The sequence below is a fragment of the Clostridium sp. UBA871 genome, assembly GCF_002295255.1.
Lineage (GTDB): Bacteria > Bacillota > Clostridia > Clostridiales > Clostridiaceae > Clostridium_J > Clostridium_J sulfidigenes.
The window spans coordinates 52089-67823 of the sequence record NZ_DBFV01000011.1; the positions used below are offsets into that span (position 1 = coordinate 52089).

Genomic DNA, 15735 nt, shown 5'->3' on the forward strand with positions numbered 1-15735 from the left:
GAAACTTTTTATACTATTTTATTATACGTTTAGCAACATAATATCTATTACTATAATAAGCAGAATTTAAATTAGAAACTCTTACGCAATCACCAGGTTGAGGAGCTTGGATAAATAAATCATTACCTTTATAGATTCCTACGTGAGATATATCATTAGGATCATCATCGTTAGTAGTAAAGAAAATTAAATCTCCAGGTTTTAAATCCTTACGATCAACGACGATACCTTGATGTACTTGATAGTATGTAGATCTTTCTAGGCATATTCCTAGTTGCTTGTACACATATTGAACAAGACCAGAACAATCAAAGCCTACAGGGGTAAATCCACCCCAAAGGTATGGAACTCCAAGATATTCTTCAGCTTTAGCAACTATATTTTCTCCAGTATAACTACTTTGTATAAGAGGAGTTTCCTTTACTATGGGATTTGATGATTGATTTTCATCAGCTATGGTTACATAGTCACCGCTAATATATCCATTAGTATTACCTACCTTAACATTATACCAACCATTAGTATAAGAAATTATAGGTAGCTTACTACCATATCTTACTGTAGTAACTATACTATAACTAGTACTAGCACCAGAACGAACATTTAAAGCATCAGCATTAACAATTGCAACTTTACCTTCCACAGTGTGAGAAGGTGGAGTCGTCTCAGGTGGGGTAACGGTACCAGGAGTAGTTTCAGTATTATTATTGTTTGATATAAATTCTGAACTTACAAAGGCCGTACCACTTTTAAATTTAATTTTGTGCCAACCGTTACTAGTAGATAATATTTCAACTTTAGAATTTTTATATAGAGTACCAACTATCTTAGAGCTAGTATTTGCACCAGAACGAACATTTAAAGCATCTGCTTTAACAATGCCTGTAGATATAACGGTATTGTTGTTAGAGGAATTATTGTTTCCGCTACTTGAGTTATTATTACCAGAATTATTTGAAGAAATGGTAATATATTCAGCGCTGACAAAGCCAATAGCATTATTATACTTAATTTTGTGCCAACCATTACTAGTAGATATTATTTGTACTGTAGCATTTTTACGAAGGGAACCAATAATTTTATTACTAGTGCTTGCTCCAGAACGAACATTTAGAGCATCTGCATTAACGATACCATTAGATTTAACGGTACTATCAGAAGAGTTACTATTGTTATTATTAGTATTACCATTACCTGAGTTTGAATTACTTGAAGAAGTATTAATGTACTCAGCACTAACGAAACCAGTAGTATTATTATATTTAATTTTATGCCAACCATTGCTAGTAGATATTATTTGCACTTTGGCATTTTTAGAAAGAGATCCAATAATTCTACTGCTAGTATTACCTGCAGAACGAACATTTAAGGCAGTAGCAGTAACAATTCCAGTTTTAGATGCTTGTACTGTATTAGAATTACTATCTAGCTTTACATATTCTCCAGAAATCCAACCAGTAGTGTTATTATATTTAATTTTATACCATCCATTTGCTATCTCTAGAATTGATACTTTAGTATTATAATTTATTTTACCAATAATGTTACTACTAGTATTATGATTTGATCTTATATTTAATACATCTGCAGTTATAGTTCCTGTAACTGTAGAGTTGTATGAAGAATTCGAAGTTTGAGCTGGATCAGCTATAGCTATAACTTGCATAGAAGTAGCAATGGCTGTACCCGTTGCAAGTGTACATAAAACTTTCAATGCTTTATCATTCATTAATTAACAGTCCTTTCTCAATAATATTTCCCCATAGAATATATTTCATATTATTACTTAAATTATAAGGTAAAAAATGATATATAACAACAAATAACATCAAATACATTTATATTTTTTTAATTGAATAGAACTCTAATCTAGTTTTAAGATTAGAGTTCAAAAATTTTAACTAAATTTACACCTTCTAAAGGTGGGTTTATAGTTAATGTATGAGATTTTATATTCACAGCATTTTTCATAAAAGATATGAAATTTTCTATTCCATGAACAGGAAAATCTATATGTGGAACTTTATAATGCATTGGAATTACTAATTTACTTTGGATTTTATTGCAAAGAGTGGCAGCAATTTCAGGAGCAATTGTAAAATTACTCCCTACTGGGATGAAGAGTATATCTACAGTACCTAATAAATCTAATTCTTCAGCTGTTAGCATATGTCCAAGATCGCCTAAATGACATAGTTTTAAGTTATCCGTTTCTATTAAATAAATTATATTATCACCGCGTCTAGCTCCCTTTATATTGTCATGATAAGATGGAAAGCCTTGAATTTTAATAGAAGAGCTTTCATATGAGCAAGGTGTGTTTATAATAATTGCACCAGGGTTTATTAAATCCGTATAGTTATGATCAAAATGGTCATGACTGATGGTAACTATATCTACAGAACCTTTATAGGGCGTTCCACCTAAACATTTATTAAAAGGATCCATAAGTATCTTTTCTCCATGAGAATTTTCAAGTAGAAAGCAAGAATGTCCAAACCAAGTAATTACCATAGTTAGTACCTCCTAATTAAGTAAAGTTAACTATTTAGTCTATTTTAATTATTAACAGCTTTGCTTAATTTATGCTTTAGTATGTAAAAAGAACATTTTAATTTAATAAGAAGACTACAATAATAAGATGACTACAATAATAAGAGTAGATGCAATTGTAATAGATTAAATAATATTTTAGTATGTTATTAGAAATAAAGCCCTTTACATTAAAATTTTTATATAATATAATAGATGTAAAATTAATTTACAACATAGTACATATAAAAGCTGAGAATAGGACAGTACTCTAAAAGGTAGCTTAAAGAGAGTGGGGGTAGGTGAAAACCCATAGTGAATAATTAGAGGAAGATCACCTAGGAGCTGAGAACTGAAATTTAGTAAGTTTTTCCGTATTTCTGCGTTAAGGAATAGGATATGTTAGTATCCGAAATTATTAACACTGTAGGTGGTATAGCGAAGTAACTTCGTCCTTAGTAGGGCGGAGTTTTAATTTTTATCCATGATATATGAGATTAATTAATTAATGCTATGGATAAAATTAAGGCTAGATACTATTAAATTAATTTTACCTTATAATTACTTAACAATATTTAAATGATTCCATGAGATTAACCAGAAATGGTACAGATAAACTATGTAAGGAGGAAAAATATATGTATAAGAAAATTGATAACTCAAAGTCTTTTATGGACATTGAGAAAGATATGTTAAAGCTTTGGGAAGAAAAAGGCGTAATACAAAAGAACTTCGACTTAAATGATGAAGGTGAATATTTTACGTTCTATGATGGTCCACCAACAGCTAATGGTAAACCACACATAGGTCACGTTATAACTAGAGTTATGAAAGATATAATCCCAAGATATAAAGTTATGAAAGGTTATAAGGTTTTAAGAAAAGCTGGATGGGATACTCATGGTCTTCCAGTAGAACTTGAAATTGAAAAGAAACTTGGAATTTCAGGAAAACCTGAGATTGAAAAGTATGGAGTAGAAGAATTTGTTACTCAATGTAAAGATAGTGTATTCTCTTACGTTGAAATGTGGAGAGAAATGTCTGAAAGGCTTGGTTACTGGGTTGACATGGAAAATCCATATGTAACTTATCACAATGATTATATAGAATCAGTATGGTGGGCTTTAAAGCAAATGTGGAATAAGGATTTATTATATAAAGGACACAAAGTAATGCCTTATTGCCCAAGATGTGGAACTACCTTATCATCTCACGAAGTAGCACAGGGTTATAAAGATGTAAAGGATAGCTCAGCTTATGTAAAATTTAAACTAAAAGATGAGGACAAATATGTATTAGTATGGACAACAACTCCTTGGACATTACCAAGTAACGTTGCTCTTGCTGTTAATAAATCTTATGATTATGTAGAAGTTTTACATGAAGGTGAATATCTAATTCTTTCAAGAACTCTTTTAAACAAACTTCGAGGCGAATATGAAGTAGTATCTGAATTTAAAGGAGAAACATTGCTTGGAAAAGAATATGAGCAAATGTTTAAGTTCGAAGTGCCTGAAGAAAAAGCATTTTATATAGTTCATGGAGACTTTGTAACATTAACAGATGGTACTGGAATAGTTCATATAGCACCTGCTTATGGAGATGACGATAATCAATTAGGAAAGAAATATGGTCTTCCTATGATTAATCTAGTAGATGGGGAAGGTAACTTTGTTCCAGCAGTAACTCCTTGGGCTGGAATATTTGTAAAAAAAGCAGATGAGAAGATTTTAGCTTATTTAAAAGAAAATAATATTCTTTATAAAAGTGAGAAGTTTACACACTCATATCCACATTGCTGGAGATGCGATACGCCACTTCTTTATTATCCAAGAGAAAGTTGGTTTGTAAGAATGTCTTCAGTAAGGGATCAACTTATTCAAAATAATAATAAAATAAATTGGATGCCTGACAATGTAAAAACAGGTAGAATGGGTAAATTCCTTGAGAATGTAATTGACTGGGGAATTTCTAGAAATAGATATTGGGGTACTCCACTTCCAATTTGGGAATGTGAATGTGGACACAGAGAGTTAATAGGAAGTGTTGAAGAACTTAAGGAAAAAGGTGTAAGTGTACCAGATGGTATAGAGCTCCATAAGCCATATATTGATAGGGTTAAGGTTACTTGTCCACACTGTCAAAAAGAAATGACAAGGGTTGAAGAAGTTATAGACTGTTGGTTTGACTCAGGTTCAATGCCATTTGCTCAATATCACTATCCTTTTGAAAATAAAGAACTATTTGAAGCAAACTTCCCAGCACAGTTTATTTCTGAAGCTGTAGACCAAACAAGAGGATGGTTCTATACACTTCTTGCTATTTCTACAACTGTGTTTGAGAATAATCCTTTTGAAAATTGTATAGTACTAGGACACGTTTTAGACAAAGATGGACTTAAGATGTCTAAACATAAAGGAAATGTACTTAGTCCATTTACAGTACTTGAAAATGAAGGCGCAGATGCTTTAAGATGGTATTTCTATACTGGTAGTGCACCATGGCTTCCATCAAGATTCTATGAAGAGGCTGTTATAGAAGCTCAAAGAAAATTTATAGGAACTCTATGGAATGTGTATTCATTCTATGTTCTATATGCAGAATTAGACAATTTTAATCCAATAGATTATAAAGATTTTAAATCAGAAAATGTAATGGATAAATGGATGATGTCTAAACTGAATACATTAGTTAAAAATATAGATGAGCATTTAGAAAACTACAGAATAACTCAAGGAGCTAAAGAACTAGAAGATTTTGTAGATGAATTATCTAACTGGTATGTTAGAAGAAACAGAGCAAGATTCTGGGGTGAAGAGCTTACAGAGGATAAGATAGGTGCTTACATGACTTTATATAGAGTACTTGTATCATTCTCTAAAATAGCTGCACCGTTTATACCATTTATAACTGAAGAGTTATATCAAAATCTTGTTGTTGCTTTTGATAAGGATGCAGAAGAGAGTGTTCACCTATGTAAATGGCCAGAATACGTTAAAGCTGATGTAGATGCGGTATTAGAAGATGAAATGGATAAGGCGTATAAGATAGTTAAGCTTGGAAGAAGTGCAAGAAATGGGGCTAATATTAAGAATAGACAGCCACTTGGAAAAATGCTTGTATCTGTAGACTCACTTCCAGAATATTATGGAGACATAGTTAAGGATGAGCTTAATATTAAACAAGTAGAACTAGGATCAGACCTTTCTAAATATGTTAACTTTGAAATAAAACCTAATCTTCCAGTACTAGGAAAGGCTTACGGAAAAATGATTCCAGGAATCAGAAAAGGTATAGCCTCAATGAATCAAATGGATCTTGCACAAAGAGTAAATAATGGTAATGTGGTTACAATAAATGTAGATGGAACTGAAATAGAGTTAAATAAAGAAAATCTACTTGTAACAATGCAGGGCTTAGAAGGATTTGCTTTTGCTGGAGAAGGTGAAATAGGTGTAGTATTAGATACAAATATTTCAGAAGAACTTAGAGAAGAAGGTCACATAAGAGAAGTTCTAAGCAAAATACAAAACATGAGAAAAGAAACAGGATTTGAAGTTTCAGACAAGATAAACTTATACTTTGCTGGAAATGAAGTCTTAGAGAATGTAATAAGAAAGTTTGAAAATCAAATAAAGAAAGATACATTAGCATTAACCGTAGCCTATAATAGTGATAAGGCTATAAATGAAGTTAAAATTAATGGTGAAAAGTTATTGTTACATGTAGAAAGAGTTTAGTAATAATATGTTAAATTAAAATATTAAGTAGTTTAGATGGAGTTAATATGATAATAGATTGCTCCATCTAAACTTTATAATTATACTTTACTTTATAGTATAAATAAGGTATATATGTATTAAAAAATATGCAGAATAATAAGAGAGGTGATATATAGTGGCAGCGTCAATTAAAGATGTAGCAAAAGAAGCAAATGTTTCTATTGCAACAGTTTCAAGAGTACTAAATGATATAGATGTAGTTAATCAAGAGACAAAGCAAAGAGTTCTAGATGCAATAGACAAGTTAGATTATAGACCAAATATTTTAGCAAGAAGCTTAAAGACTCAAAGGTCAAGCACAATTGGTATAATAATACCAGATATATCAAATTCCCTTTACCCTGAGATTGTAAGAGGGGCAGAGGACTTAGCAAGTATTTATAATTATAATATAATGTTATGTAATACTGATCTAGACAAGAGTAGAGAAAAAGAAAGTTTTAATATATTAAGAGAGAAGATGGTAGACGGTATAATATATATGGGAGACCGTCTAGATAAAGAGATAAAGGCAGCTATAAAATCTGTTGGCACTCCTGTAGTATCAATAGGTGCTATGGATGATGAAGGGGATGTTCCTAGTGTAGGTATAGATAGTTATACTGCTGCCTATGATGCTGTAAATTATTTATTCTCAAAAAATAATAAAAACATAGCATATATAGGATACATTAAAGAAAATGCTACTGAATATAAAAAGATGTATCATGGCTATAAAGACGCCATGGATGAAGAGAATTGTTTCAATGAAAAACTAGTTTATCTTGGAAGTTTAAAATATGAGGACGGCTTTGAAGGAATCACTCATATTATAAAAGATAATAAGGTTGATGCAGTTTTATGTGGAAGTGATCAATCAGCTCTTGGAGTTATAAATGCTTTAAGAGAAAAAGGAATTAGGGTACCAGAAGATATAAATGTTATAGGCTTTGATAATATAGCATTATCAGGAGTATTTTATCCTAAGCTTACTACAGTTTCTCGTCCCCTATACGATATGGGCTCTGTGGGAATGAGACTTCTTATAAAGCTTGTAAATAAAATTCCAGTTGAAGAGACTTATTATAGATTACCATATAACATAGTTGAAAGAGATTCTTGTAAGAAATAAATAGAATTAAATATAAAATAATTTAAACAATAAAAAAGTGGATTTTAAAATCCACTTTTTTATTGTTTATCTATCTAAGGATACTTTCCCCATAAGTTTATTAGCCTTATTATCAGATACATTTTTTATAGATGAACTTTTACCTTCTTTAATAAAGGTTCCCTTAGTGGTCATAGGATCTGAAAAGACTCCAGCACCATTTATACATCCACCATTACACATCATTCCTTCAATAAAATTACCTTGTAGTTTATTTATTTTTGCCATGTTTAAAGCTTTTTTTATTTCTGTAGAACCTGAAACTTTTACTGGTTTAAATTCTATATTAATATTTTCTGTGCTAACATAATTTTCTATAGCAGCAGTAAGTCCACCAGCCATACCAAAGCCCCTACCTAAAGTTGAGCCATCTTCAAGGGTCTCTTCACTGCAGTTTTCAGGATTGGTATTGAAAGCATCTAATATAGCACAAAGCTCTTCAAAGGTTAGCACGTAGTCAATAACTCCAGCTACATCCGGTCTTTTAGCTTCAGCTTTCTTAGCTGTACATGGACCGATAAATACTATTTTAGCATCAGGAGTTTCATTTTTTATAGCACGTCCCATTGCAATCATTGGAGATACCGTATTGGAGATGTGAGAAACCTCAGTAGGAAACTTTTTCTCAATGTAGCTAAAGAAGCCTGGACAACAAGAATTAGTCATATAATTTTGTCCATTTTCCATTCTCTCTACAAATTCATTAGCTTCGTGCATTGTTACCATATCTGCACCACAAGATGCTTCAAACACATCAGAAAATCCAATAGCTTTCAATGAAGATTTAATTTGACCTATTGAAACATTATTGCCCATTTGACCTGAAATTGATGGGGCAACGATTGCAATCATGTTGTGCTTTTTCTGATATAATTTTTTAGATACAGGAGCTACAAGACTTTTATCAGATATAGCACCAAAAGGACAAGCTGTCATACAAGCTCCACATTGAATACAGTCATCTTCATTAATAATAGCACGTCTAGTGATTTCATCTACCTTGAGAGCTCCAGTTGGACATGAAGTTTTACAAGGACGACGAACTTCGGATATAGCATTGTAAGGGCAAATTTTCTTACAAAGTCCACATTCTTTACATAACTCTTGATTTATATATGATTTACCACCTACAGTCATCATGGCATTAGCAGGACATACTTCCTTACATTTATGAGTAATACAACCTCTACAAGCCTCTGTAACTGTATATTTGTCTATGGGGCATCTATCACAAGCAGCCTCTATGACGTACATAATTTGTTCGTTATTTTTAATATCAATAAGATCACTATATTCATCCCCTATAGGCATATATCCAGCAGCCAGTTTAGCTCTTTGATTTACTATGGCACGCTCTTTGAAAATACAGCATCTATATGCAGGAGTATCTTTATCAACTATAAATTTATGAATATTGAATATTTCTTTGGTATTTAGATTATCATTAATAGATAAAAGGACAATTTGTTTTAGAACCTCATGCTTAATCTTTTTTAACGATGTATCAAAAGTAAACAATAAAATCCCTCCTAATTTCATAACATTGTTAATTTTTTAACCAAAACTAATTATAGCATCATTTAATTTTTATGCAATAGGTTAAGCATTGAAAAATAAAATTTGGTAAAAATATAATAGTGATGATAAATATATTTGAAATTAGGGTCACATAGTTATATACTAATAAAGGTTTAATTATTGGTTAAAGAATTAAGTATTTATACCCATGAAATTTATTTTATTTAAAATAGAAATAAATATAATAATAAAAACATAGAATTAATAAAGAAGATATTTTAACGTGGTATTAAAAGGATTATAATAAAATTTTATGATGAAGAAAATATTTTAACTATAAGAAGACTGAGAGAAGGAGGAGATTATAATGAGTAATAAAATTAATCTTATATGGAAAAGTGAAGAGAACAATAGTTTTGTAATAGGGGAGATTTTAAATAGTGACCATAGATACTACTTTAGATATAATCTAGAAGAAGTGAAAAGGGCTATGGAAGAAGGATTTAATCTATTAGAAGGATTCCCAAGAGTAAATTCAAAATATTTTAGTGAAGAACCATTTAAATTATTTACTAATTGGATTGAAGAAGATCAGAAAGTTAATGATTTAACTTTTGATATGTTTAAAGGATTTGCTTATGGGCAATTCAGATTTGAAGAGAATAATAAAGATAGTAATGAAGAAATAGCATAAAGGAAAGAGCAAAATATATTTATTATGTTTTGCTCTTTGTTTAAATGAAACAAGTCAATATAGGAAAATTATGATGTAACTTGTAAATATATGATATAATAATAGTATTATACTGATAATTTATCGATATTTGGAGGAAGTTGATATGATAAGATGTTGGACAAAGATATTAGGTTGTTTATTTATATTGTTAACATTCAATATAATGAGTGCATATGGAATAGATATGGACTATATTTGTGGTATAGATAGGTATGAAACAGCATCTATTATTGCATCTAAAATGCAATATTCTTCTGTTATTTTAGTTAATGGAAATTCATTAGCAGATGGACTTTCTGCTAGTGGGTTAAGTGGTGCAGTAAACTCTCCAATCTTACTGACTCAATCCAATAGCCTACCAGAAGTAACGCTTAACAGGCTGAAAAAAGCAAGTACTGTATACATTGTAGGTGGAAAGGGCGTAATTTCCTCCAATATAGAGTCAAAGATAACCGAGATGGGTAAAAAGGCTATAAGGATTGGTGGAAAAGATAGATATGATACATCTATTTTAATAGCAAATAAAATTGAAGAAATAAATGATATAGAAGAAATATATTATGTAAATGGAATTAATGGAGAAGCTGATGCTATGAGTATAGCACCAGTAGCAGCAAGGAAAGGAAATCCTGTAATCTTAACAGATGGTAATTCAACTAAGTATAGAAAAAATGTACAAGCTTACTCTATAGGTGGTACTGGAGTTATGAGCGCTAATTTTAATAGTTTTTCTACTAGAGTTGATGGAATAGATAGATTTGATACTAATAGGAATGTTATTAATCAATTTTTCCACGATAAAAGTCATGTTAATTTAAGCAAGTCCCATGTATTAGTTGATGCATTAACAGCTTCAGTATTAAAGGAACCTGTAGTTTTAGTTTCGGATGATTCGGATAAGAGTATAATTGCAGGTGCTAACAGTGCTACTGTTTTAGGAAATATAAGTGATATTGCTATAAGTCGTGCTAAGAGTTATTTATACGGAGATAAAGTGGTATTCTATGTGCAACATCAAGATGATGAAACTATTTTTGGGGGAAGCACTGTAATAGATGCTATAAAGTCTGTAGGAAGTAACAATGTTTATATGGTTCTAGTTACAGATGGAAGTGGATCTAACGTATTTAATTACGAAAGATACAAGGGTCTTACACATGAGCAGAAGGTAAATTTAAGATACAATGAATTTAAAGCAGCAATAGGTAGATTAGGGGTAAAATTAGAAAATGTAGTATTTCTAAATCAACCAGAAGATAAAATAAATAACGAACTTTTAAAAGATACTGTATTGTATTTTGAAAATACCTTTAAAAATGTAACACACATTACCCATAGTTATAAATATGAAACCCATCTGCAACACATAGCTACAGGAAATACAGTTAACAGTTTGTATGTAAATGGACTTATAAAAGATTGTAGATTTTTAGCTAGAGAGGATAAAATCTCAGGAATTTCAAGACATCAATTAATAGAAAGTGTTGCAGATAATAATGAAGAAAAGAAAAAAGTTCTTAATGCATGTAGTGAGTATAAATTAGATAATAAAGATATGATAAGAGAAGGGATAGGTTATAAATCGGTAAGTAAATTATTTATAAGATTAACATCTAATCCAAAAGTACCGTCATATATTCATGAATCTGGGATATAGTTAAGAATTGGCTTAAGATAGTTAGTCTTAGGTCAATTTTTATATTGTTAATAAAGTTAATAAATCTTATTTATTAAAAGTTATAAAATAATACATTATATTGATTATATTATATATATTGTAGTAAAATACTAAGTATGTAAAATTGTTTTAAGGAATTAGATAAACACATTACTTATAATTCTTGATTAAAATATAATTTTATATATTCATATAAAATAGGAAATTAGGTGGTAGATAATATGAAGAAATTTTTTAAGAAGTATAAATTAAATAAAGGTGAGATCTTAGCAATGATTATGTTAACTTTATTCTTAATTAGCGCGTATTTACTTTATGTACTTCAAGAAGCTAAGGAAATACCATTTATTTATAATCAGTTCTAGTAGGAGGAAGTTATGAAAAAATCATTTATTATAGTTATACCAATAATAGTAGCAATAATATTTATTTCTATATTTAATTTAATAGTAAACAGAGAAATTGAACAATTAAAAAGTAGTAAAGATTTAGCAACCATTAAGCATGCTTATGGTGGAGATATTAAGAAAAATGGAGTTGAATTTAGAGATATATCTTTAGAAAACAATGATTTAATGCTATTGGGATCATCAGAATTAAACAATCCTGTTCCACAAAATCCTGTTAACTTATTTCCGTTTAATGATAGTAAATATGACATAAGTATATTTGGAAGTGCACATGTTCAAGATCTTCAACATGCAATTATGCTAGGTGGAGGTGACAATTATAATAATTCTAAGGTAGCATTGGTAGCTTCGCTACAATGGTTTTGGAATAAGGATGGCATAGGTAGTGAAAAATTTATTCCATTATTTTCTGATTTGCAATTCTATCAGTTTCTAAATAATCCTAAAATATCAAAGGAAAATAAAACATATTTAGCAAAGAGAGTTGCTACTTTGTTAAAAGACTCTGATATATATCAAGAGGAGAGAGTCTATGCAGAATTATTTATAGGAGAAACTTTCATTGATAAAGTAAAATATAATTGTCTTCTACCTTATTTTAAAACAAAACAGAAGTTACTTGAAACTAGAGATAAGATTGCTCTTTTAAAAGAGATGAAATCACTACCAGACAAATCTAATGTTAATACTGTAAAATCAATAGACTTTAAGGAGCAGTATAAAATTGCTGAGAGCCAGGGTATGGAGAAGGTTTCTAATAATATGTTTAATGCATCTGATGAATATTACAATAAATATTTAAAAGATAAAGAGTCTAGTCTTAAAAATGCATATAAAGATATAGATATTTTAGATTCAGCAGAATTTGAAGATTTTAAGTTTCTACTAAGTGTATGTAAGGATTTAGGCATTAAACCATATATAATTTTAATGAATGTAAATGGTTGGTATTATGATTATACAGGAATTTTAGAGGAGGAAAGAACACAGTTTTATAATAAATTAGAAAGTATAGCTAAAGATAATAATTTTGATGTATTAAACTTACAAAAGCATGAATATGAAAAGTATTATTTAACTGATGTAATGCATTTAGGATGGAAAGGCTGGCTAAATGTATCAGAAGAAATGAGTAATCATTTTAAAGATTAATATAAAGGTGGTAACAAAAGTGAATTTATTACTTAAAATAAGAGAGTATTCAATAGATAAAAAAATGGCAGTTATTTGCGATGAAGAAAAACTTACATATGAAGAGCTAGACAAGCTTTCTGATGAATTTGCAGCATACATGATAGAAAAGTATAGAGATGATAAGTCACCTATTGTTATTTACGGTAATAAGGATAATCTTATACTAGTATTAATTGTAGGAGCATTGAAATCTGGTAGAGCATATGTTCCTTTGGATGTAACGTTTCCTATAGAAAGAGTTAATCAGGTAATAAACGAGGTGAATCCTAAAGTTATAGTAAATTTTACAAATAGTCTTATAGATAATGATAATGTTTTTAGTAAAGAAGAAATGTTAACAGAAATAAAAAGATATAAGGGAGCTATAGTATCTCCGGATAATTGGCTAAAAGAAAATGAGAATGCCTATATATTATTTACATCAGGTAGTACAGGCTTACCAAAAGGAGTGCAGATAACTAAAAATAATATAGACTCTTTTACAAATTGGTTTGAAAAATTTCTTAAAATAAATAAAGAGAATGATGTGATTATGAATCAAGTATCTTATTCATTTGATGTATCAGTAATACCAATTTATTTAGGGTTGATTTGTGGTAAAACATTATTTAGCTTATCAAAAGATACACTAGAGGACTTTAAACGATTATTTAATGCTTTAAAGACTTCAAACATAAAGATATGGGTTTCTACACCTGCATTGGCTGAAATATGTATTAAAGACAGTAATTTTAATAAGGAATTAATGCCTAAACTAAACACATTCGTATTTGCTGGAGAGGTATTATCTAAGAAGCTAGTAAGAGAACTTATGTTAAGATTTCCTGGAGCTAGGATAATAAATGGATATGGTCCAACTGAGGGAACAGTATTATTATCAGCAGTTGATGTAAATGAAGAAATGATTGAAGATAGTAGAGAAATACCAATAGGATATCCAATGGAGGGTGCTATTCTTAAAATTGTAGATGAAAATGGTAATACTGTGACAGAAGGAGAAAAAGGAGAATTACTAGCTATTGGAAATAGCATAAGTAAGGGATATTTTAAGAATGAGGAAATTACTAAAAAGGTATTTTTCAACGAAGATATAGAAGGTAAACTACTTAGAGGTTATAGAACTGGAGATTTAGCTTACTATGATGGTAATATGATTTATTATTGCGGAAGAAAGGATTTCCAAATAAAACTAAATGGATTTAGAATAGAGCTTGAAGACATAGAAAATAATTTAAGAAGAGTAAATATTGTTAATAACTGTGCAGTATTTCCTATATATAAGGATGACAAGATATCTCATATAATGGGTGCAGTTACATTAAATGAAGATAACGGATTAAGTAATCTTAGAAACTCTATATTAATAAAAGATGAATTAAAGCAGTATATACCATCTTATATGATTCCGAGAAATATTAAGATAATAAAACAATTCCCTATAAATACTAATGGGAAAATAGATAGAAAAAGACTTATGGAGGAAATAAAATGATAAAGTTAACACAGTATGGAGATTATTTCTATCTGTATATACTATTATTATCACTTATTCCAGCTATAGTCTTGGGTATAAAGGGCAAGAATATAAAACCCTATGGTATATTATTATCCATATTTATGGTAGGAGTGATTATAGGAGTAAAGTCAGTAGGAATTGTATTATTTATAATGTTTTTACTAGGAGAAATCATATTAATCAATTCATACTTAGAGATACGGGATAGAACAGATAATAAATTTATATATTACTTAGTACTATTTTTATCAATGTTACCAATAATAATAACAAAGGTATCAGTTAAATCAATCTATGGGCCTATAGGATTTATTGGATTATCTTATTTGAACTTTAAGGCTATACAGATAATTATAGAGATATATGATGGGACTATAAAAGGAATTAAGTTTTCTACTTTAGTATATTTTATTATATTTTTCCCAACATTAAGTTCAGGTCCCATTGATAGGTATAGAAGGTTTGAAGAAAATATAAATACTAAAATAGAGAAAGAGGATTATATAAATAATTACTTATTTGAAGGATTGAAAAGAATAATTAGGGGAGTAGGATATAAGTTTGTAATAGCGTATATTATAAATACTCTATGGATGAGTAAAATTCCAACGGATATAACATTCTTAAATAGTTTGAACTATATGTATGCTTATAGTTTATATTTATTCTTTGATTTTGCGGGATATAGCTCTTTCGCAGTGGGTACAAGCTATATTATTGGTATTAAAACACCAGAGAATTTTGACAAACCATTTCTTAGTAAGGATATGAAGGAGTTTTGGACAAGATGGCATATATCTCTTTCAAGGTGGTTTGGAGATTATCTATACTCTAGAATTCTTTTAAACTCTATGAGAAAGAAAAGATTTAAAGATAGATTTAGGGCATCTCATTTTGCTCAAATGATAACTATGCTTATAATGGGAGTTTGGCATGGATTAGAAGTATTCTATATAATATATGGAATATATCAAGGTAGTGTTTTGGTACTTACAGATATATTACAAAGAAAATCTAAGTTTTATAAAAAACATAAAAAAGAGAAATGGTTTCAAAGAGTTCAGGTTTTAATTAATTTCCATGTAGCTTCTTTTGGATTATTGTTATTCTCAGGGTACTTATTTACTCATAAATAAAGATAAAAATTTAATAATATTGATAAATATATAATATATAGAATGTATAATAAAATTAGATAAATTAAGTTTTAGGAGGAAAA

11 protein-coding genes and 1 other annotated feature are annotated in these 15735 nt (G+C 29.5%); of the genes, 8 read left to right on the forward strand and 3 right to left on the reverse strand.

What is annotated here, in order from left to right; genetic code table 11:
- Positions 1–13 precede the first annotated feature (13 nt).
- Positions 14–1729, reverse strand: coding sequence for an SH3 domain-containing protein (locus B3086_RS13380; RefSeq protein ID WP_346879781.1), 1716 nt, complete (start codon positions 1727–1729; stop codon positions 14–16).
- 152 nt (positions 1730–1881) lie between these two features.
- Positions 1882–2514 (reverse strand): MBL fold metallo-hydrolase, encoded by a 633-nt coding sequence (locus B3086_RS13385; protein WP_346893631.1) that lies wholly within the window; start codon positions 2512–2514, stop codon positions 1882–1884.
- A gap of 263 nt (positions 2515–2777) precedes the next feature.
- Positions 2778–2992, forward strand: a binding site (T-box leader).
- Positions 2993–3170: 178 nt separating this feature from the next.
- Between B3086_RS13385 and ileS the strand changes: the two genes are divergently transcribed.
- On the forward strand, positions 3171–6272 hold the full coding sequence (gene ileS / locus B3086_RS13390) for an isoleucine--tRNA ligase (protein WP_346879780.1): 3102 nt from the start codon (positions 3171–3173) through the stop codon (positions 6270–6272).
- Between the two features lie 157 nt (positions 6273–6429).
- The gene (locus tag B3086_RS13395) at positions 6430–7425 is read left to right on the forward strand and encodes a LacI family DNA-binding transcriptional regulator (protein ID WP_035130868.1); all 996 of its coding nucleotides are present in this window, start codon (positions 6430–6432) and stop codon (positions 7423–7425) included.
- A gap of 66 nt (positions 7426–7491) precedes the next feature.
- Here the strand turns inward: B3086_RS13395 and B3086_RS13400 are convergent, their stop codons facing one another.
- Complete coding sequence (locus tag B3086_RS13400) at positions 7492–8982, reverse strand: 4Fe-4S dicluster domain-containing protein (RefSeq protein WP_346878027.1); 1491 nt, start codon at positions 8980–8982, stop codon at positions 7492–7494.
- 367 nt (positions 8983–9349) lie between these two features.
- Here B3086_RS13400 and B3086_RS13405 point away from each other — a divergent pair, with 367 nt between their 5' ends.
- The 6 genes from B3086_RS13405 (at position 9350) to dltB (ending at position 15652) form a co-directional block, all read left to right on the forward strand.
- Positions 9350–9676: a hypothetical protein gene (locus B3086_RS13405; protein WP_346878028.1), complete on the forward strand. Its 327-nt coding sequence runs from the start codon at positions 9350–9352 to the stop codon at positions 9674–9676.
- A 145-nt stretch (positions 9677–9821) separates the two neighbouring features.
- Complete coding sequence (locus B3086_RS13410) at positions 9822–11375, forward strand: cell wall-binding repeat-containing protein (protein ID WP_346846959.1); 1554 nt, start codon at positions 9822–9824, stop codon at positions 11373–11375.
- Positions 11376–11617: 242 nt separating this feature from the next.
- The gene (locus tag B3086_RS13415) at positions 11618–11761 is read left to right on the forward strand and encodes a hypothetical protein (protein ID WP_346846960.1); all 144 of its coding nucleotides are present in this window, start codon (positions 11618–11620) and stop codon (positions 11759–11761) included.
- Between the two features lie 12 nt (positions 11762–11773).
- On the forward strand, positions 11774–12958 hold the full coding sequence (dltD, locus tag B3086_RS13420; RefSeq protein ID WP_346846961.1) for a D-alanyl-lipoteichoic acid biosynthesis protein DltD: 1185 nt from the start codon (positions 11774–11776) through the stop codon (positions 12956–12958).
- Positions 12959–12977: 19 nt separating this feature from the next.
- The gene (gene dltA, locus B3086_RS13425; RefSeq protein ID WP_346893633.1) at positions 12978–14492 is read left to right on the forward strand and encodes a D-alanine--poly(phosphoribitol) ligase subunit DltA; all 1515 of its coding nucleotides are present in this window, start codon (positions 12978–12980) and stop codon (positions 14490–14492) included.
- On the forward strand, positions 14492–15652 hold the full coding sequence (gene dltB, locus B3086_RS13430; protein WP_346878117.1) for a D-alanyl-lipoteichoic acid biosynthesis protein DltB: 1161 nt from the start codon (positions 14492–14494) through the stop codon (positions 15650–15652). The genes dltA and dltB overlap by 1 nt, the downstream gene beginning before the upstream one ends.
- Positions 15653–15735 lie beyond the last annotated feature (83 nt).

What these genes read in the sequence shown, in the direction of transcription:
- B3086_RS13380 (WP_346879781.1), bottom strand. Translation starts at nt 1,729, where the DNA reads ATGAATGATAAAGCATTGAAAGTTTTATGTACACTTGCAACGGGTACA.
- B3086_RS13385 (WP_346893631.1), bottom strand. Translation starts at nt 2,514, where the DNA reads ATGGTAATTACTTGGTTTGGACATTCTTGCTTTCTACTTGAAAATTCT.
- ileS (WP_346879780.1), top strand. Translation starts at nt 3,171, where the DNA reads ATGTATAAGAAAATTGATAACTCAAAGTCTTTTATGGACATTGAGAAA.
- B3086_RS13405 (WP_346878028.1), top strand. Translation starts at nt 9,350, where the DNA reads ATGAGTAATAAAATTAATCTTATATGGAAAAGTGAAGAGAACAATAGT.
- B3086_RS13410 (WP_346846959.1), top strand. Translation starts at nt 9,822, where the DNA reads ATGATAAGATGTTGGACAAAGATATTAGGTTGTTTATTTATATTGTTA.
- B3086_RS13415 (WP_346846960.1), top strand. Translation starts at nt 11,618, where the DNA reads ATGAAGAAATTTTTTAAGAAGTATAAATTAAATAAAGGTGAGATCTTA.
- dltD (WP_346846961.1), top strand. Translation starts at nt 11,774, where the DNA reads ATGAAAAAATCATTTATTATAGTTATACCAATAATAGTAGCAATAATA.